The organism is Streptomyces sp. NPDC001137 (assembly GCF_040298885.1).
In the GTDB taxonomy this organism is placed as follows: domain Bacteria; phylum Actinomycetota; class Actinomycetes; order Streptomycetales; family Streptomycetaceae; genus Streptomyces.
Map to the genome: position 1 here is coordinate 314,106 of NZ_JBEPBA010000004.1, position 17,872 is coordinate 331,977.

15 protein-coding genes and 1 pseudogene are annotated in these 17,872 nt (G+C 72.9%); 10 read left to right on the top strand and 6 right to left on the bottom strand.

Annotation, left to right across the window (positions count from 1 at the left end; genetic code table 11):
- Positions 1-239: 239 nt before the first annotated feature.
- On the bottom strand, positions 240-1,412 hold the full coding sequence (locus ABT254_RS09975; RefSeq protein WP_351466289.1) for a TDT family transporter: 1,173 nt from the start codon (positions 1,410-1,412) through the stop codon (positions 240-242).
- A 69-nt stretch (positions 1,413-1,481) separates the two neighbouring features.
- Here ABT254_RS09975 and ABT254_RS09980 point away from each other — a divergent pair, with 69 nt between their 5' ends.
- Together ABT254_RS09980 and ABT254_RS09985 are read left to right on the top strand one after the other, a co-directional pair.
- Positions 1,482-2,405 carry a LysR family transcriptional regulator gene (locus ABT254_RS09980; protein WP_351466292.1) on the top strand — a complete coding sequence of 308 codons (924 nt, stop codon included), beginning with the start codon at positions 1,482-1,484 and terminating at the stop codon, positions 2,403-2,405.
- A 167-nt stretch (positions 2,406-2,572) separates the two neighbouring features.
- Positions 2,573-3,538 carry an aminoglycoside phosphotransferase family protein gene (locus tag ABT254_RS09985; RefSeq protein WP_351466295.1) on the top strand — a complete coding sequence of 322 codons (966 nt, stop codon included), beginning with the start codon at positions 2,573-2,575 and terminating at the stop codon, positions 3,536-3,538.
- Here ABT254_RS09985 and ABT254_RS09990 read toward each other — a convergent pair.
- Together ABT254_RS09990 and ABT254_RS09995 are read right to left on the bottom strand one after the other, a co-directional pair.
- Positions 3,513-4,226, bottom strand: coding sequence for a gamma-glutamyl-gamma-aminobutyrate hydrolase family protein (locus ABT254_RS09990; protein ID WP_351466298.1), 714 nt, complete (start codon positions 4,224-4,226; stop codon positions 3,513-3,515). The genes ABT254_RS09985 and ABT254_RS09990 overlap by 26 nt on opposite strands.
- A gap of 85 nt (positions 4,227-4,311) precedes the next feature.
- Entirely contained in the window at positions 4,312-5,046 is a 735-nt protein-coding gene (locus ABT254_RS09995) for a FadR/GntR family transcriptional regulator (protein WP_351466300.1), read from the bottom strand.
- Positions 5,047-5,141: 95 nt separating this feature from the next.
- On the opposite strand from ABT254_RS09995, the gene ABT254_RS10000 reads away from it, so the two are divergent.
- Genes ABT254_RS10000 through ABT254_RS10015 form a run of 4 tightly spaced genes read left to right on the top strand, consistent with a single transcriptional unit; the run spans position 5,142 to position 9,926 of the window.
- On the top strand, positions 5,142-6,500 hold the full coding sequence (locus ABT254_RS10000; protein WP_351466303.1) for a glutamine synthetase family protein: 1,359 nt from the start codon (positions 5,142-5,144) through the stop codon (positions 6,498-6,500).
- An 8-nt stretch (positions 6,501-6,508) separates the two neighbouring features.
- A complete protein-coding gene (locus ABT254_RS10005) occupies positions 6,509-7,873 on the top strand; it encodes an aldehyde dehydrogenase family protein (protein ID WP_351466306.1) in 1,365 nt (454 codons plus the stop codon).
- Between the two features lie 6 nt (positions 7,874-7,879).
- Positions 7,880-8,662, top strand: a complete 783-nt coding sequence (locus tag ABT254_RS10010) for a 3-oxoacyl-ACP reductase (RefSeq protein WP_351466309.1) — start codon at positions 7,880-7,882, stop codon at positions 8,660-8,662.
- Between the two features lie 25 nt (positions 8,663-8,687).
- Positions 8,688-9,926, top strand: a complete 1,239-nt coding sequence (locus tag ABT254_RS10015) for an HAD family hydrolase (protein ID WP_351466312.1) — start codon at positions 8,688-8,690, stop codon at positions 9,924-9,926.
- Positions 9,927-9,950: 24 nt separating this feature from the next.
- Here the strand turns inward: ABT254_RS10015 and ABT254_RS10020 are convergent, their stop codons facing one another.
- Positions 9,951-11,153 (bottom strand): amino acid deaminase/aldolase, encoded by a 1,203-nt coding sequence (locus ABT254_RS10020; RefSeq protein WP_351466315.1) that lies wholly within the window; start codon positions 11,151-11,153, stop codon positions 9,951-9,953.
- Between the two features lie 1,445 nt (positions 11,154-12,598).
- Here ABT254_RS10020 and ABT254_RS10025 point away from each other — a divergent pair.
- Complete coding sequence (locus tag ABT254_RS10025; protein WP_351466893.1) at positions 12,599-13,411, top strand: hypothetical protein; 813 nt, start codon at positions 12,599-12,601, stop codon at positions 13,409-13,411.
- Positions 13,408-14,574: a type VII secretion-associated serine protease mycosin gene (gene mycP / locus ABT254_RS10030; RefSeq protein WP_351466318.1), complete on the top strand. Its 1,167-nt coding sequence runs from the start codon at positions 13,408-13,410 to the stop codon at positions 14,572-14,574. Before ABT254_RS10025 ends, mycP begins: the two co-directional genes overlap by 4 nt.
- Positions 14,575-14,586: 12 nt before the next feature.
- On the opposite strand, the gene ABT254_RS10035 is transcribed toward mycP, so the two are convergent.
- Positions 14,587-15,582 carry a serine hydrolase gene (locus ABT254_RS10035; RefSeq protein ID WP_351466321.1) on the bottom strand — a complete coding sequence of 332 codons (996 nt, stop codon included), beginning with the start codon at positions 15,580-15,582 and terminating at the stop codon, positions 14,587-14,589.
- Positions 15,583-15,742: 160 nt separating this feature from the next.
- On the opposite strand from ABT254_RS10035, the gene ABT254_RS10040 reads away from it, so the two are divergent.
- Positions 15,743-16,471 carry an SseB family protein gene (locus tag ABT254_RS10040; protein WP_351466324.1) on the top strand — a complete coding sequence of 243 codons (729 nt, stop codon included), beginning with the start codon at positions 15,743-15,745 and terminating at the stop codon, positions 16,469-16,471.
- A 4-nt stretch (positions 16,472-16,475) separates the two neighbouring features.
- Here the strand turns inward: ABT254_RS10040 and ABT254_RS10045 are convergent, their stop codons facing one another.
- The gene (locus tag ABT254_RS10045; protein WP_351466327.1) at positions 16,476-16,844 is read right to left on the bottom strand and encodes a DUF1844 domain-containing protein; all 369 of its coding nucleotides are present in this window, start codon (positions 16,842-16,844) and stop codon (positions 16,476-16,478) included.
- A 336-nt stretch (positions 16,845-17,180) separates the two neighbouring features.
- On the opposite strand from ABT254_RS10045, the pseudogene infC reads away from it, so the two are divergent.
- Positions 17,181-17,862 (top strand): annotated as a pseudogene (gene infC / locus ABT254_RS10050) (translation initiation factor IF-3).
- Positions 17,863-17,872: the final 10 nt, after the last annotated feature.

Below are 17,872 nucleotides of genomic sequence, written 5' to 3' on the forward strand. Positions count from 1 at the left end.
GTGGGCCGTCGTTGGCCGGGGCGCCGCGGGTGCTGGGCGGGGTGCTGCGAGCAGTGCTCCGCTGATCAGGCCGCGGGCTGTGTGCAGGGCGGTGGTGGCCCGGGTGGCGACGAGCAGGACGTACGGTGCGGCCGTGAGCCGGCTGTGTGCGACGAGCAGGACGTACGGTGCGACCGCGAGCCGGCTGTGTGCGACGAGCCCCGTGTTGGGGCGGTTCCTGGGGCTGAGGTGCGCTGTGGTCAGTGGGTGCCATCTGACGTGGTGTGGGCCGTCGTTGGCCGGGGCGCCGCGGGTGCTGGGCGGGGTGCTGCGAGCAGTGCTCCGCTGATCAGGCCGCGGGTCGTGTGCAGGGCGGTGGTGGCCCAGGCGGCGACGAGCAGGACGTACAGTGCGACCGCGAGGCAGTCGTATACGACGAGCCCGGTGTGCCGGGCGAGCGCCTCGGCGCCGGTGACGCAGGTCCCCACCGGGAAGGTGAAGCCCCACCACGTCATCGCGAAGCCCATGCCCTGCCGCCGCGCCCGCACCACATGGGCGGTGGCGAACACCAGCCACAGCAGCGCGAAGCCCATGACCGGCACGCCGTACAGGACGGCGAGGATGCCGAATCCCTCGCTGAACGGCGCCGGTACGACCCCCGGGGCCACGTCCGCGAACCTGCCGACCGCGGTGGTGGACTGCCCGAGCGGCCCGAGCACCAGGAACAGCGTCGGGGTCAGGGCGAGGGGCAGCGGACCACCGGTGACCAGCCGGCCGAAGATCACCGGCAGCATCAGCAGGGTCGCGAGGAGGCTGAGCCCGAACATCGCGAAGCAGGCGAACAGGAGTGTCTGCCGGGGCTGCCCGGGCGGCAGGTGCGGCACGAGGAGCGGCCCGAGCGCCGCGGAGACCATGGGCGCGACGACGGGCAGCAGCCACACGGGCGTGGCCTGCGCCGGTTCGGCCTTGTGCCGTACGGCCATGAGGTACGGGACGGCGACGGCGGCCGCGAGCCCCACCACCGTCCCGGCGGTGAACAGCACGGCGTCGAGGAGCAGCGCGCCGTCCGGTCCGATCCACTCCCGGCCTACGGTGACGGCGCCGCCGCCGACGGCCAGCAGGGCCATGGCGAGGCACCCGTAGAACGGTGCCGTCGCCGGGTCGAGGAGGTGGGCGCGGGCCTGGTCGCGGTGGTGCCTCCAGTGCAGGGTGCGGGCGGCGAGGAGAGCGAGCAGGAGGCCTAGGGAGAGAGCCCACACGGCCGCCCAGACGGTGCGCAGAGCGGGAATGCCGAGGGGGAGTGCCGACCCTGCGGTGGCGACGATGGCGGTGCCCATGACTGCGGCGTACCAGTTGGGTCCGAGGTGGCGGACGGCTGTGGCGCGCGGAGGGCGTGCGGTGGCACGCGGAAGGGGCTGGGCTGCGGTGACCATGCCTCACGGTCTCGCTTCCGGTCCCCTGCAACCAGGGAGTATGTCTCTATGAGGGCATAAGCTGGAGTTATGGGTAACAGGGAGGAGCCGCCGGCCGTCGCCGTCCCGTTGGCGCATCGGGTGCCCGACCTCGGGGCGCTGGAGCTGCTGCTGGCGGTGGCACGGCTCGGCAGCCTGGGCGGTGCCGCGCGGGAGGTGGGGATCACACAGCCGGCGGCGAGCAGCCGGATCCGGTCCATGGAACGGCAGTTGGGTGTGGCTCTCGTCGACCGTTCCCCGCGGGGTTCCCGCCTCACGGACGCCGGAGCGCTGGTCACGGACTGGGCGCGGCGGATCGTCGAGGCGGCGGAGGCCTTCGACGTGGGGGCGCAGGCGCTGCGGGACCGGCGGGACTCCCGGCTGCGGGTGGCGGCGAGCATGACCATCGCCGAATACCTGCTGCCCGGCTGGCTGTTGGCGCTGCGCGCCCAGCGGCCCGACACGGCGGTGTCCCTGCTCGCGGGCAACTCGGCGGCGGTGGCGGAGCGGTTGCTGTCGGGTGAGGCGGACCTGGGTTTTGTGGAGGGGGTGAGTGTGCCGCCCGGCCTGGACTCGACGGTGATCGCCCACGACCGTCTGATCGTGGTGACGGCGCCGGGGCATGCGTGGGCCCGCCGCAGGCGCCCGCTGGAGGCCTCGGAGCTGGCGGCGACGCCGCTGATCCTCCGCGAGACGGGGTCGGGGACCCGGCAGGTCCTGGATGCGGCGCTGGGTGGGCTGGCGCGGCCGCTGATCGAACTGTCGTCGACGACTGCGGTGAAGGCTGCGGCGGTCAGTGGGGCGGGGCCGGCGGTGTTGAGCGAGCTGGCGGTGGGGGAGGAGCTCGCTATGCGGCGTCTCGTGTCGGTGCCGGTCGACGGCGTCGCGCTGGCCAGGGATCTGCGGGCGGTGTGGCCGACGGGGCACCGGCCGGTGGGGCCGGCACGCGATCTCCTTTCGCTCACCCGCGGGTAACGACTTTTCCTCGCCCCCGCCGCCCCTTCCCGTCCCGACCCTGGGGGCTGCTGCCCCCAGACCCCCGCTTTCGGCCTGAACGGCCTCGTCCTCAAACGCCGGACGGGCTGAAAATCAGCCCGAAAACCCTTGGCGCGGTGGCACGGACGGCCCGCACCATGAACCGCATGACCACCCCCGCCCCGCCCGCCGCAGGCGTCCGCACCCCCTGGGAGGCACTCCCACCCACCGTGCGTGATGCCGTCGCAGACGTCCTCGGCGGCACCCCCGTCGTCCACGCCGTCACCCAACCCGGCGGCTTCTCCCCGGGCACAGCGGCCCGCATCCGCACCGCCGACGGCCGCCGTGCCTTCGTCAAGGCGGTGAGCGCGGACACCAACCCGCACAGCCCCACCCTGCACCGCACGGAGGCCCGCCACACCGCGGCCCTCCCGCCCACCGTCCCCGCTCCCCGCCTCCTCGGCACCTACGACGACGGCACCTGGGTCGCCCTGGTCCTGGAGGAGATCCCCGGCCGCCAGCCCCATGTCCCCTGGCGGCAGCAGGAGTTGCAGCGCGTCCTCGACGCCGTGGGAGAACTCAGCCGCACCCTCACCCCGTCCCCCGTGGACGCCCCGCCCGCGACCGAGGCGCTCGCCGACGACTTCTCCGGCTGGCAGCGGCTGCGCGCACAGCCGGAGCACGAGGTCCGCGGCCGCCTCGACGCCTGGACCTTCTCCCGACTGTCCCGCCTCGCCGACATCGCCGCGGACTGGACGCGGGCCGCCCGCGGCGACACCCTCGCCCACGCCGACCTGCGCGCCGACAACATGCTGCTCACCGCCGACGACCGCGTCGTGTTCGTCGACTGGCCGCACGCGGTGCGCGCCGCACCGTGGTTCGACCTGCTGGTCATGCTGCCGTGCGTGCGGGCCCAGGGCGGTCCGGACCCGGAGGAGGTGTTCACGGCACATCCGCTGGGCCGGGACGCGGATCCGGACGGCGTCACCGCCGCGCTCGCGGCCCTGGCCGGGTACTTCGTGGAGCACTCCCTGCTGCCCGCCCCACCGGGCCTGCCCACCCTGCGCTCCTTCCAGCGCGCCCAGGGCGACGCCGCCCTCGCCTGGCTCAGGAGACGGCTGAAGGCCTCGTAGCCGAAGCAGCCGCCTCGACCAGCGCCCGCATCACCCGCAGGTCGTCGCCCATCTCCGGATGCCACTGCACGCCCAGCACCCAGCCGTCGGCGGGCGGCAGTTCCAGCGCCTCCACCGTCCCGTCCGCCGCGTGGGCCGAAGGGATCAGGCCGGTGCCGAGGTGGTCGACGGCCTGGTGGTGATAGGTCGGTACGGACGTCTCCTCGGGCACGGCGGCGGCGTACCGCGTGCCGGGCACCGGCTTGACCGGGTGGTGGCCGAAGACGCCGACGACCTCGGCGTGGCCGTCGATGTGCTGGACCAGCGTGCCGCCCAGGGCGACGTTCAGGAGCTGCATGCCCCGGCAGATGCCCAGCAGGGGGATCCGGGCGGCCAGGGCCGCGTCGATCAGCGCCAGTTCCCAGGCGTCCCGGGCGCGGGCCGGCGGGCCCGTCCGGGGGTGGGGCTCCGCACCGTAGTGGACCGGCTCGACGTCCGGGCCGCCCGCGATCACCAGACCGTCGAGGCGTGCGACGGTCGCGGAGGCGTGCTCCGGCGCGTCCGGCGGCAGCATCACGGCCAGCCCGCCCGCACGCTGCACCAGCCGCGGATAGCCGGCCGGCAGCAGCGCGGCCTCCAGCTCCCACACGCCCCAGCGCGCTCCGGCCTCCAGATACGTACTGATGCCGATCAGCGGCCCGTCCGCCATGCGTCCTCCCGGTCCCGCAAAGGATTGTATTCATACCTTTGCTGAGGGGTGCCCTCGAAGGCAAGGCTCCCGAGAAAGCGGCTCCTCATGCCAGGAAGCCCCTGAGCAGCGCCGCCGTCCCCGCGCAGTGCTCCCGCATCATCTCCCGCGCCCCGTCCGCGTCCCCGTCCAGGACCGCCTCCACCAGAGCGACGTGCTGCCGCTGCGAGTGCTCCAGGTTGCGGACGAGCAGGGGGATGCAGTCGAGCAGGTCGTTCACCGTCGCCCGGACCGCCGCGTACTGCGCGGTCAGCGTCGGCGATCCGCACAGCTCGGCCAGCGTCAGATGCAGCATCGTGTCCAGCCGCCGGTAGTCGGCGAGCGGTGCGTCGCCCGTGCGGGCCAGCGCCTCGCGCAGCCGGTCCGCCTGCTCCTTTCCCAGGCCGTGCGTCGCGCACAGCCCCGCCGCCCCCACCTCCAGGACCTCACGGAAACGCAGGACGTCCTCGATGTCGACCTCGGCGACCCGGCGCCGCAGCTCGTCCTCGCCGCCCGCGTCCGCGCGGGGCAGGACGAACGTGCCGCCGTAGCGTCCGCGCCGGGACTCCACCAGACCCTGGTCCTGCAGCACCTTCAGCACCTCGCGCAGGGTCACCCGGCTGATCCCGAGGCGCTCCGCCAGCTCCCGCTCGGCGGGCAGCCGCTCGCCCCCCGGCACCAGGCCCAGCCGTACGACCTGCAGGATCTGCTCCAGTGCCTCCTCGAAGCCGTTGCCCGCCCGCACCGGCCGCAGTACCGGTGTGAGCCGGTCCTCCAGGCTGCCGTCCGGATCCAGCGACATCCCGCCGCACCCCCTTCCCAAGCAATGGTTCTCCGCAATACCTTATGGCTTCCGGCCCGGTCGAAAAAGCGAGCAGAAGTCGAAGGAGCTCTCCCGTGGCAGACCGCACACCCCCGCTCAGCGTCGAGGAGCTGCATGCCCTCGTCGCGAGCGGTGAGATCGACACTGTCGTCCTGGCCTTCCCCGACATGCAAGGTCGGCTCCAGGGCAAGCGGTTCGCCGCACGTTTCTTCCTCGACGAGGTCCTCCACCACGGCACCGAGGGCTGCAACTACCTCCTCGCCGTCGACACCGAGATGAACACGGTCGACGGATACGCGATGTCCTCCTGGGAGCGCGGCTACGGCGACTTCGCCATGCACCCGGACCTGCGCACCCTGCGCCGGGTGCCCTGGAACGCCGGTACCGCCATGCTGATCGCCGACCTCGCCTGGAACGACGGCTCGCCCGTGGTCGCCGCCCCGCGGCAGATCCTGCGCCGCCAGCTGGAGCGCCTCGCCGAGCACGGCTTCACCGCCCAGGTCGGCACCGAGCTGGAGTTCATCGTCTTCAAGGACACCTATGAGCAGGCCTGGGACGCCAACTACCGAGGGCTGACGCCGGCCAACCAGTACAACATCGACTACTCGGTGCTCGGGACGGGACGCATCGAGCCCCTGCTGCGCCGTATCCGCAACGAGATGGCGGGCGCCGGCCTGACCGTCGAGTCCGCCAAGGGCGAGTGCAACCCCGGCCAGCACGAGATCGCCTTCCGCTACGACGACGCCCTCGTCACCTGCGACCAGCACGCGATCTACAAGACCGGCACCAAGGAGATCGCCGCCCAGGAAGGCGTGTCGATCACCTTCATGGCCAAGTACAACGAGCGGGAGGGCAACTCCTGCCACATCCACCTCTCGCTGGCGGACGCGGCCGGGAACAACGCCATGGCCGGTCCCGACGGCATGTCCGACGTCATGCGGTACTTCCTGGCGGGACAGCTGGCCGCGCTGCGCGACTTCTCCCTCCTCTACGCCCCCAACATCAACTCCTACAAGCGCTTCCAGCCGGGCTCCTTCGCCCCGACCGCCGTCGCCTGGGGCCACGACAACCGCACCTGCGCCTTGCGGGTCGTGGGCCATGGGCGGTCCCTCCGGTTCGAGAACCGGCTGCCCGGCGGTGACGTCAACCCGCACCTCGCCGTCGCCGGGCTGGTCGCGGCCGGGCTGTACGGCATCGAACAGAAGCTGGAGCTTCCCGAGCCCTGTCCGGGGAACGCGTACACCGCCGAGTACGAGCACGTCCCGACCACCCTGCGCGAGGCCGCCGAGCTGTGGGAGAACAGCCCGATCGCCAAGGCCGCCTTCGGCGACGAGGTCGTCGCGCACTACCGCAACATGGCGCGCGTCGAGCTCGAGGCCTTCGACGCCGCGGTGACCGACTGGGAGCTGCGCCGCTCCTTCGAACGCATGTGAGGCCCCTGTTGTCTGCCGAGCACGAACTCGTCGTCCTGAACCCCGCCACCGAGGAGGTCGTCGCCACCGTCCCCGCCGCCGACGCGGCCGACGTGGACCGCGCCGTCGCCCGCGCGGCGGCCGCCCAGCGGACCTGGGCGGCCGCGGCACCCGCCGACCGGGCCCGGCTGCTGCGCCGCTTCGCCGACGTCGTCGACGCGCACGTCGAGGAGCTGGCCCGGCTGGAGGTCCGCGAGGCGGGCCATGTCCTCGGCAACGCCCGCTGGGAGGCCGGCAACGCCCGCGACCTCCTGCTGTACTCCGCGGGCGGTGCCGAACGCCTCCTCGGCAAGCAGATCCCCGTGACCGGCGGCTGGGACGTCACCTTCCAGGAGCCGCTCGGCGTGGTCGGCGTCATCGCGCCCTGGAACTTCCCGATGCCCATCGCCGCCTGGGGCTCCTTCCCGGCGCTCGCCGCGGGCAACGCGGTCGTCCTCAAGCCCGCCGAGACCACCCCGCTGACGGCCCTGCGGCTGGCCGAACTCGCCCTGGAGGCGGGCCTGCCGGAGCACCTCTTCCAGGTCGTCCCTGGCTACGGCCACATCGCAGGACGCGCCCTCGTCGACCACCCCGACGTGGCGAAGATCGTGTTCACCGGCTCCACCCGCACCGGCCGCGAGATCATGGAGCGCTGCGCCCGGCTGGTCAAGCCGGTCACTCTCGAACTCGGCGGCAAGAGCCCCAACATCGTCTTCGCCGACGCCGACCTCAAGACCGCCGTCGACCCCTTCTCCTTCCTGGACAACTCCGGCCAGGACTGCTGCGCCCGCACCCGGATCCTGGTCCAGGAGTCCGTGTACGACGAGGTCCGCGAACTGCTCGCCGACGCGCTGTCCACGGTCGTGGTGGGCGACCCGGCCGACGAGAAGACCCAGATGGGCCCGCTGATCAGCCGTCAACAGCTGGACCGCGTACGGTCGTTCGTGCCCGACGAGGCCCCGGCCCTGCGCGGCAGCGCCCCCGACGGGCCCGGGTTCTGGTTCCCGCCCACCGTCCTCACCGGCGAGCGGCACGACTCGGAGGCGGCCCGCGAGGAGATCTTCGGGCCCGTAGCCGTCCTGCTGTCCTTCACCGACGAGGCCGACGCGATCCGCCTCGCCAACGACACCCCGTACGGCCTCGCCGGCTCCCTGTGGACCCGCGACCTGGGCCGCGCCCTGCGCGTCTCCCAGGCGGTCAAGGCGGGCAACCTCTCCGTCAACTCCCACTCCAGCGTCCGCTACTGGACCCCCTTCGGCGGCTACAAGCAGTCCGGCCTGGGCCGCGAGCTCGGCCCGGACGCACTGGCCGCCTTCACCGAAACCAAGAACGTCTTCATCAGCACGGAGGCCTGACCGCTCATGACCGAACAGAACATCTGCCGCCGTCTGGTGGGCCGTACGGCCGTCATTACCGGAGCCGGCAGCGGCATCGGCCTCGCCACCGCGCGCCGGCTCGCCTCCGAGGGCGCGAACATCGTCTGCGGCGACGTCGACGAGGCCCGCGGCAAGGCGGCCGCCGACGAGGTCGGCGGGACCTTCGTCAAGGTCGACGTCACCGACGCCGAGCAGGTCGAAGCCCTCTTCAAGACGGCCTTCGACACCTACGGCAGCGTCGACATCGCCTTCAACAACGCGGGCATCTCCCCGCCCGACGACGACTCCATCCTGGAGACCGGCCTGGAGGCCTGGAAGCGCGTCCAGGAGGTCAACCTCACCTCCGTCTACCTGTGCTGCAAGGCCGCCATCCCCTACATGCGGCAGCAGGGCAAGGGCTCCATCATCAACACGGCGTCCTTCGTGGCGCGGATGGGTGCCGCCACCTCCCAGATCTCGTACACGGCCTCCAAGGGCGGCGTGCTCGCCATGTCCCGCGAGCTGGGCGTGCAGTTCGCCCGGGAGGGCATCCGCGTGAACGCCCTCTGCCCGGGCCCGGTCAACACCCCGCTCCTCCAGGAACTGTTCGCGAAGGACCCCGAGCGGGCCGCCCGCCGCCTGGTCCACATCCCCGTCGGCCGGTTCGCCGAGGCCGAGGAGATCGCCGCCGCCGTCGCCTTCCTGGCCAGCGACGACTCCTCCTTCGTCAACGCCACCGACTTCCTGGTGGACGGCGGAATCGCGGGCGCGTACGTCACGCCCCTGTAGGGACGAAACGGTACGGTCCACGCGTATGCGACCCCTTCTCGCGTGGACCCTGGCCGCGGCCGCCGCACTGGCGGCCGCGCCCACCGCACCCCCCGTCTCCCCGCCCTCGAACTGCCCCCGCCTGACCGGCATCTGGTACGGCGACAACCGCGCCCGCCTCCAGCAGGTGATCGACGAGCGCGGCACCTGCTCGGGAGCCGGCGGCCACCCGGTCGCCGTCTTCGACTGGGACAACACCGTCACCAAGAACGACGTCACCGACGCCACCCTCTCCTGGGCCCTCGGACACGACCGGCTCCTGCGCCCGGCCCGCTGGAAGGACACCAGCCCCTGGCTCACCGACGCCGCCGACCGCGCCCTGGCCGAGGCCTGCGGCACCGGCACCCCCGAGCCCCTGCGCACCTCGACCAACCCCCGCTGCACGGACGAGATCCTCGACATCCGCGAGAACGCCACCACCGCGAGCGGCGCCCCCGCCTTCGCAGGCACCTGGAACCACCGCCGTACCGTCCCGCAGTACGCCTGGATCCCCCAGCTCTTCGCCGGCCGCACCCCCGCCGACCTCGCCTCCTACGCCCGCCAGGCCCGCACCGAGGCCCTGGCGGCCCCCATCGGCGCCACCCGCACCCTCGGGACCCACACCGTGCCCGCCTACGTCCGCTACTACGACCAGCAGCGCGACCTCATCCACACCCTCCAACGGGCCGGATTCGACGTCTACATCGTCTCCGCGGGCTCCGAGCCGATCACCGAGGTCTGGTCCCGGGCCATCGGCATCGACCCCGCCCACACCATCGCCATCCGCTCCCTCCTCGACCACCGCGGCCGCATCACACCCAGCAACCAGGGCTGTGGCAACGTCCCCGCGACCCGGGGCACGGTGATCCCGTACATCGACGGCAAACGCTGCTGGATCAACCAGGAGATCTACGGCGTCCGGGGCGCCGCCGCCTGGCAGCGGCAGCCGTGGCCGCGGCGCCCGGTCCTCGCGGCCGGGGACGCCGACACCGACGTCACCTTCGTCGGCGACGCGACCGGCGCCCACCTCGTCCTCAACCGCAACAAGCCGGAACTGATGTGCCGGGCCTACGACAACGCCGACGGCCGCTGGCTGATCAACCCCATGTTCATCGAACCCCTGCCGCGCAGGCCGGACCCGTACCCGTGCTCGACCAAGGCCCACAACGCCTCCGACGGGGCCAAGGACGCCCTGCTGCGGGACGACGGCTTCGTCGTCCCGGACCAGGCGGACACCGTGTACTGACCGACGCGAGGGACCGTGCACCGGCTACAGGAAGGTGTGGCCTTCCCCACGGTACGTCGGGACGGTCGCCGTCACCGCGTCCCCCTCGATCAGATGCAGCACGTCGAAGCGCTCGCACAGCTCACCGGCCTTGGCGTGCCGGAACCACACCTTGTCGCCGATCAGCAGGTCGTCGGCGGGGGAGCCGAGCAGCGGGGTCTGCACCTCGCCGGGCCCCTCCTGGGGGTCGTAGCGCAGCCCCTCGGGCAGGTGCGGGACGGGCAGCCGGTCGCTGCCGGGCGCACCGGAGGCGGGGTAGCCGCCGCCGAGGACCGTGACGACCCCGACCCCTGGGCGCCGTACGACGGGCTGGGCGAACAGGGCCGCCGGGCGCCCGCTGAACGAGGTGTAGTTGTCGAACAGCCGCGGCACGTACAGCCCCGAGCCGGCGCCGATCTCGGTGACGGCGTCCTCGGCGGCGGTGTGCTGCACACTGCCGGTGCCGCCGCCGTTGACGAACTCCAGATCCGGTACGACGGCCCGCACCGCACGCACCACCTCGCCGCGCCGCTCGGCGAGCTCCCGGCGGGCCGTCGCCTGCATGAGCCGTACGGCACGCGACCGCAGCGGCCGCCCGGCGATCGAGTCACCGACGCCGGCGATGTGCCCCTCGTACGCCATGATCCCCACGACCTTGAACCCCGGCCGGCGGGCCACGAGCCGGGCCATGTCGGCGACCTGGGCGGGCGAGTGCAGCGGCGAGCGGCGCGCCCCGACGCGCACCCGCCCCCCGAGCAGCTTCAGGGAGGTGTCCAACTCCAGGCAGACGCGGATGACTTCACTCCCGCCGTCGCGGGCCTCGTCGATGAGCCTCAGCTGTGCGGGATCGTCGATCATGACGGTCACCGCGGCGGCCAGTTTGGGGTCACAGGCCAGCTCGGCGAAGCGGGCGCGGTCCGCGGACGGATAGGCGAGCAGGACGTCGTCGAAGCCGCCGCGCGCCAGCCACAGGGACTCGGCGAGGGTGAAGGACATGATGCCCGCGAAGCCGTCCTTCGCGAGGACCCGCTCCAGCAGGGCCCGGCAGCGGACGGACTTGCTGGCGACCCGGATCGGCTTGCCGCCCGCACGGCGGACGAGATCGTCCGCGTTGGCGTCGAAGGCGTCCAGGTCCACGATGGCGAGAGGGGCGTCGAGATGGGCGGTGGCCCGGTCGTAACGGACCCGGTCGGCGGCGCGCGCAGTCATGAACGAAGCCTGCCAGACAGGATTACCGCAGGGTAGGGGGACGTTCCGGGCAGATGCCTCGTGCTCGTGGACTGGTTCCCGTATCGACAGGGGCAGCCCGTAGAGTGACGCGCACGTACGGCGGAACGGCGGCGGTTGCACATGCATCCGGATGCCGGTCCGTTCGTGCGGGTATGCGTGCCCGGGACGGACTGGCCCGGCGTCGGTCGGTTGAGCGCAAGGACGACGGCCCGCGTACAGGTAGACGGCCCGGGCGCGAGGAAACGGGGGGGCGCATGAGCACGGAAGCGCAGCACGCCTCCATTCCGCCGCGCCCGCCCCAGCCGCCGACGGTCGGGTCGTCGCCGTCGGAAAGCCGGCCGCAGGACGCCACCACGGCCTCCGGCGGGGCGTGGTCCCCGTGGCGAGGCTCCGAACGCTTCGAGGCGTTCGGCCGCCGCACCCCCTCCACCGGCTCCACGGGCTCGAACACCGAAGCCGCGCCCGAGCCCAGCCGGGACGGTGTCGCTGGGGGCGAGCCCTGGTCTAGTCCGCAGACCGCGCCCCCGCCGTCGGCCTCGGCCCGCTTCCCGGACGCCCCTCCGGCGTCCGGCCCCGAGGAGGACCGCGACAACGCCGGCACGCCCGCACCGGGCACCGCCGCCGTACCCCCACGCCCGAGCCACCGCCCCACACCCGCGCCCGGCACCACCAATGCCCCCGCGGAAACCGCCCAGGAATCCACCACGCGCCTCCGCCCGATCGCCCCGACCACGTCGAACGCTCCCGCCGACTCGGCCACGCGACCGGGACCACCGCCTGCCGACCCACGCCGCCGTGCCGATTCGCCTGCCGGCCGGATGTCCTCTGCGCGCGCGGCCACGGGTTCTGGTTCGGCTGTTCCGCCGGGTCCGGATGGTTCGGCGGGTTCGGGTGCGCGGTCGGGCGGACCGTCTGCCGATCCGCGGCGCCCTGCCGAGTCGGCCGGCGCTTCCGTGCCTCCTGCCCGTCCGGCGGGGAGCCCCGACGGTTCGACCACGCCTCCGGTGACGGCCGGCCCGGCTCCCACGCGGCGCCCCGGCTCGACTGCCGGGCCCATGCCTCCTGCCCGTCCGGCCTCCCGGTCCGGTGCGGCCGCGCAGCCGTCCGGCAGCACCCCGCCGCCGGCGCAGGCCCGCCAGGGCACGGCCACGCCGCCACCCCGCCCGACCGTTGCCCCTGCCCAGCCGAGCCACCGGCCCGGCTCGTCCACGTCGGTGCCGCCTGCCCGGCCGGGCTCGACGCCCGGCGGGGCCACACCTCCCATGCCCGCCACGCGCCCGAGCTCCGGTCACGTGTCGCAGTCCCCGCCCATGCCGCCCTTGCCGAGCAGCCGGGTGGAGGGTGTGGGCGCGGGGCCCGACCCGGCGCTTTCCTGGAGTGCTCCGGGGGCGTCCGGTGGAGGGCTCGGGGGCGGACGGCCCGTGGTGTCGTTCGGGGAGCCCGAGGGGTATGACGAGCGGGTCCGCCCGCGACCGCTCGGGAGGCGGCTGCGTTCGCGCACCGTCGCCGTCGCCGCCTGTGTCGTGCTCGGCCTCGGTCTCATCGGCGGGGCCGTCACCGGGAGTTGGCTGGTCGGTGGCTCCGGGGACGACGGCGGGCAGGGCACCTTCGCCGCGGCCGGGAGCCTGTGGCACAGCGCGCCCGTGGACCAGCTGTTCCCGCGCACCGTGCAGGGCACGGGTGCCGGACCCGGCGGCGCCGACCGGACCTGGACCCGCATCGCCGTCGCACCGGACAGCGGATGCAGGAACGCGTTCGACCCGCTGCTGCAGAAAGCCCTCGCACCGGTCGGCTGCCGGCGGCTGCTCCGCGCCACCTACACCGACGCCACCCAGAGCTTCGTCACCACCGTCGGCCTCCTCTTCACCGAGGGCGACGCCGCATCCATGACCTCCCTCGCCAAACGCTTCCAGAGCCAGGGCCTCGGCACCCGCGCCGACCTCATGCCCCGCCCCTACGCCGCGAAGAACACCGCCGCCGCCCGTTTCGGCGGCAAGCAGCGCGCCTCCTGGACCGTCTCCGTCCTCACCGACGCACCCGTCGTCGTCTACGCCGTCTCCGGCTGGGCCGACGGCCGCAGCGTCGACACCCCGGTCCCCGCCGAGCAGGCCACCCAGGCGGGCGCCACCGCGGCCCCCGCCCAGGCGGGCCTCGGCAACGAGGCGCAGGGCCTCGCCGACCGCATCGAACGGGCCCTGCGCAAAGACGTCACCTCGCCCACGGAGAACCCCTCGTGACGCGCCGCATCGCAGGTCTGAGCGTCCTGCTCGCCGCCTCCCTCGCCCTGGTGCCGTCCACCGTCGCGCACGCCGACGGCATCCGCGCCCAGCAGTGGGCCCTCGACGCCATGCACACCCAGCAGGCCTGGCAGACCACCAAGGGCAGGGGCATCACCGTCGCCGTCCTCGACACCGGCGTCGAGGCCGACCACCCCGACCTCGTCGGCAACGTCCTGCCCGCCAAGGACATGATCGGCTTCGGGGCCCGGCAGGGGGACCGGGCATGGGCCCGGCACGGCACCGCCATGGCCGGCATCATCGCGGGGCACGGACACGGCCCCGGCGACGGCGACGGTGTCATGGGCATCGCCCCCGAGGCGAAGATCCTGCCGGTGCGGGTGATCCTCGAGGACGGCGACACCGCCCGCGGCAAGGCCCGCTCCACCCGCGGCAACGCCCTCGCGGAAGGCATCCGCTGGGCCACCGACCACGGCGCCGACGTCATCAATCTCTCCCTCGGCGACGACTCCGCCTCCGCGCACCCGGAACCCGCCGAGGACGAGGCCGTCCAGTACGCCCTGAAGAAGAACGTGACCGTCGTCGCCTCGGCCGGCAACGGCGGCGACAAGGGCGACCACGTCTCCTACCCCGCCGCCTACCCGGGCGTCATCGCCGCGACCGCCGTCGACCGCTTCGGCGTCCGCGCCTCGTTCTCCACCCGCCGCTGGTACGCCACCGTCAGCGCCCCCGGCGACAAGATCGTCATCGCCGACCCCGACCACAAGTACTACGAGGGCTGGGGGACCAGCGCGGCCTCGGCGTTCGTCTCGGGCGCGGTCGCCCTCATCAAGGCCGCCCACCCCGGGCTGACCCCCGCCCAGATCAAGCAGCTCCTCGAGGACACCGCCCGCAACCCTCCCGCCGGCGGACGCGACGACTCCCGCGGCTTCGGCCTCATCGACCCGGCCGCCGCGATCAAGGCCGCCGGGCGCCTCAAGCCCAAGGGCCTGCGGGCGGCGTCGTACGGCGAGAAGTACTTCGGCCCAGGACCGGACGAGTCCAAGTCCGGTGGCGGCACCAGCGATTGGGCGGCCCCGCTCGCGGGCAGCCTCGGCGGGGTCCTGCTCGTCGCGGCGGTCGTCCTGTGGCGCGGCCGCCGCCCACGCTTCGACGGCTTCTGAGCCGCCGGCCCGTCACTCCGGGACGGACGCGGAGGGCGAAGCGGAAGCGGACGCGGCGCCCCCTGCCAGCGCCGAGACCGCCGCCTTCGCCGCCGACTCGACCAGTGAAATCCCCTTCGCCTGCGTCGGGTTGCCCTTGGACAGCACCGCCACCAGGAGGCCTCGGCCGTCGGCCGTCACCCGCCCGATGCTGTTGATGTCCCACAGCCCGGTCGTGCTGCGCGGCAGCCAGCCGTTCTTCAGCGCCCAAGCGGAGCCGTCGGCCGCCGCCGAAACGCCCCACTGCTGGTCGGCCTCGATCCGCCCCATCAGCCCCCGCAGATACGTCCGCGAGGACTCGCTCAGCTCCGAGTCGTCCCCGAACACCTGCCGCAGCAGAGTGAGCTGATCGGCGGCCGTGGTCTGCGTCAGCCCCCACAGCATGCCGTCGCCGCCCTCGGTGTCCGTGAGCCCCAGCCGCTTGTTCGCGGCGTCGAGACCCTCCGCCCTGCCGATGATCCGCCACAGCGCGGACGCGGCGGTGTTGTCGCTGTTCTCGATCATCGTGGTGGCGTACGACTTCTCGCTCGCCGTGAGGCGGCGGCCCGCGTCCTGCGCCTGGAGCAGCAGCGCCGCCAGGATGTCGACCTTGACGATGCTCGCCGTGTCGAACGCGCCGTCCCCGTACGTGGCGCTCTCGCCCGAGTCCAGGTCGAGCACCGCCACCGACACCTTCGCGCCGTCCTCGACGGACACCGGCTTCAGGGCCTTGGCCAGCAGCGCGTCGTAGTCCACCGCCGGCTCCGCCACAGGTTCCACCGCATCCTCCCCGTCCGCCGTGGCCGGGGTGGAGGCCGACGCCGTCGCCGACGACGATACGGGGCTCGCACCGGAGTGCGCGCGCGCCTTCACATACACGGTCCCGGCGGCCGTGACGCCGACGACGGCCACGACCGCGAGGGTGGTGTGGAGCAGGGTGCGCGTCCTGGAGGGACGAGCGCGGCTGCGACGGGCTCTGGGGGACTCCATCCCGCGATGCTGGAGGCGGCGACTGTGCGCCCTGTTAGACGGAAGTTAGATGTGCGTCAGGGAAATCTGAGAAATCCGTGAACCGTGTGAACCAGCGGTTTCCGGAACCGCACAAGCCCAGCAGCATCCCCCCGATATCCGCCCGATAGGGTCGGTGACCGTGGCGAACAAGAACATTCCCGACTCCGGCTTCTCCGACGACGACGGCACCGCCGACCCCCGGCTGGCCGCCGCGCTCACCGCCTGGGCCGAGGACCGCACCGCAGTGGGCCCCGTCCTGGAGGCACTCAAGGGCGCCCGGCTGCTCGTCCCCGTGGTGGCCGTCCTCGGCGAGGTCGAGGAGGACGAGAACGGGCTGCGCCGCGAGAAGACCAGCGACATGGCCGTACCGACCCTCAAGGCCGGGTCCCGCACCGCCCTGCCGGCCTTCACCTCCACCGACTCCCTGGCCCGCTGGGACCCGGCGGCCCGCCCCGTCGCCGTACCCCTGCACCAGGCGCTCCAGGCCGCCGCGCACGAGAAGGCGGACACGGTACTACTGGACCTGGCCGGACCCGTGCCCTTCGAGCTGACGGGCTCCGCGCTGCTCGCGCTCGCCGAGGGCCGTACGACGGACGATCCGCTCGCCGACCCCGCCGTACGGGAGGCGGTACGGACCGCGGTCGCCGCCGAGCCCGCCGTGCTGCGCGCCCACCTCGGGCCCGGCCAGGCCGACGGCACCCTCGCCCTGGTAGTGGACGAGTCCGCCGCACCCGCCGAGGCCGCCCGTGCGGTCGCCGAGCGCCTGGCCGCCGACGAAACACTGAGGGCCCGCCTGGTGCGCGGCCTCGACCTGGCACTGCTGCCGGCCGGGGCGACGCCGCCGGGCGAGCCCTTGTACGTACGGTGATCGACTAGCCGTAAACGGGACCCGTGTACTTCTCGCCCGGCCCCTGGCCCGGCTCGTCCGGCACCAGCGAGGCCTCGCGGAACGCCAGCTGCAGCGACTTCAGGCCGTCGCGCAGCGGCGCCGCGTGGAAGGAGCTGATCTCGGTCGTGGACGCGTCCAGCAGACCGGCCAGCGCGGTCACCAGCTTGCGGGCCTCGTCCAGGTCCTTGTACTTGTCGCCCTCCTCGGTCAGCCCGAGCTTCACCGCGGCGGCGCTCATCAGGTTGACGGCGACCGTCACGATCACCTCGACGGCGGGGACCTCGGCGATGTCGCGCGTCATGGCGTCGAAGTCGGCGGGGGACTCGGAAGACTCAGGAGGGGTGTCACTCATGCCCCACACGATAGGGCCCGGAGCAGGCCGGTTAGCACCACCCCCGGGTTGCTGCTAACCTTGTGTGACGACCGGCTGGACGCTCACGTGTCCGGCCCACAAGTGGAGGCTCCGATCTCCCACCTGACCGTCCTCCGGGACGGCGGGTCACCCCGGTCAGGCGGCCACCATCGTTCCGTACGGACGATGGAGTCGCCCGAAAGCGCGCCCCGCGTCATCGCGGCGGTGCTCCGGTAGTGCTTTGGAGCCCCGCCTGTGATCGTCCGGGGCATTTTTCATGCTTCGGCGCGGTTAGGTCTAACGAAAGAGACATACGCGGCTGTCCGCCAGACCGCCGTGTGGTGCTAACCGAGGAGGATCCATCAGCGCCGAGCCCCGCATCAACGACCGGATTCGCGTTCCCGAGGTGCGACTTGTCGGTCCCAGTGGCGAGCAGGTGGGCATTGTCCCGCTGGCCAAGGCACTGGAGCTTGCGCAGGAGTACGACCTGGACCTGGTCGAGGTCGCGGCGAACGCCCGTCCGCCCGTGTGCAAGCTCATGGACTACGGGAAGTTCAAGTACGAGTCGGCCATGAAGGCCCGTGAGGCGCGCAAGAACCAGGCGCACACGGTCATCAAGGAGATGAAGCTCCGGCCGAAGATCGACCCGCACGACTATGACACCAAGAAGGGTCACGTCGTCCGGTTCCTCAAGCAGGGCGACAAGGTCAAGATCACGATCATGTTCCGTGGTCGCGAGCAGTCCCGGCCCGAGCTGGGCTACCGACTGCTGCAGCGTCTCGCGGAGGACGTCCAGGACCTCGGTTTCGTGGAGTCGAACCCGAAGCAGGACGGCCGAAACATGATCATGGTCCTCGGTCCGCACAAGAAGAAGACCGAGGCGATGGCCGAGGCCCGCCAGGCGCAGGAAGCCCGCAAGGCAGAAGCGAAGGCCAACCCCGGCAAGTCGCAGAACGCCGCGGAGACCGAGAACGCCGTGGAGACCGAGGCCCCTGCCGAGGCTTCCGCCGAGGCGTGATCCCGGGGGA

Coding starts and splice junctions, on each gene's coding strand:
- ABT254_RS09985 (WP_351466295.1), top strand. CDS start 2,573: ATGACCACCCCCGCCCCGCCCGCCGCAGGCGTCCGCACCCCCTGGGAG.
- ABT254_RS09990 (WP_351466298.1), bottom strand. CDS start 4,226: ATGGCGGACGGGCCGCTGATCGGCATCAGTACGTATCTGGAGGCCGGA.
- ABT254_RS09980 (WP_351466292.1), top strand. CDS start 1,482: ATGGGTAACAGGGAGGAGCCGCCGGCCGTCGCCGTCCCGTTGGCGCAT.
- ABT254_RS10010 (WP_351466309.1), top strand. CDS start 7,880: ATGACCGAACAGAACATCTGCCGCCGTCTGGTGGGCCGTACGGCCGTC.
- ABT254_RS10015 (WP_351466312.1), top strand. CDS start 8,688: ATGCGACCCCTTCTCGCGTGGACCCTGGCCGCGGCCGCCGCACTGGCG.
- ABT254_RS09975 (WP_351466289.1), bottom strand. CDS start 1,412: ATGGTCACCGCAGCCCAGCCCCTTCCGCGTGCCACCGCACGCCCTCCG.
- ABT254_RS10045 (WP_351466327.1), bottom strand. CDS start 16,844: ATGAGTGACACCCCTCCTGAGTCTTCCGAGTCCCCCGCCGACTTCGAC.
- ABT254_RS09995 (WP_351466300.1), bottom strand. CDS start 5,046: ATGTCGCTGGATCCGGACGGCAGCCTGGAGGACCGGCTCACACCGGTA.
- ABT254_RS10035 (WP_351466321.1), bottom strand. CDS start 15,582: ATGGAGTCCCCCAGAGCCCGTCGCAGCCGCGCTCGTCCCTCCAGGACG.
- ABT254_RS10020 (WP_351466315.1), bottom strand. CDS start 11,153: ATGACTGCGCGCGCCGCCGACCGGGTCCGTTACGACCGGGCCACCGCC.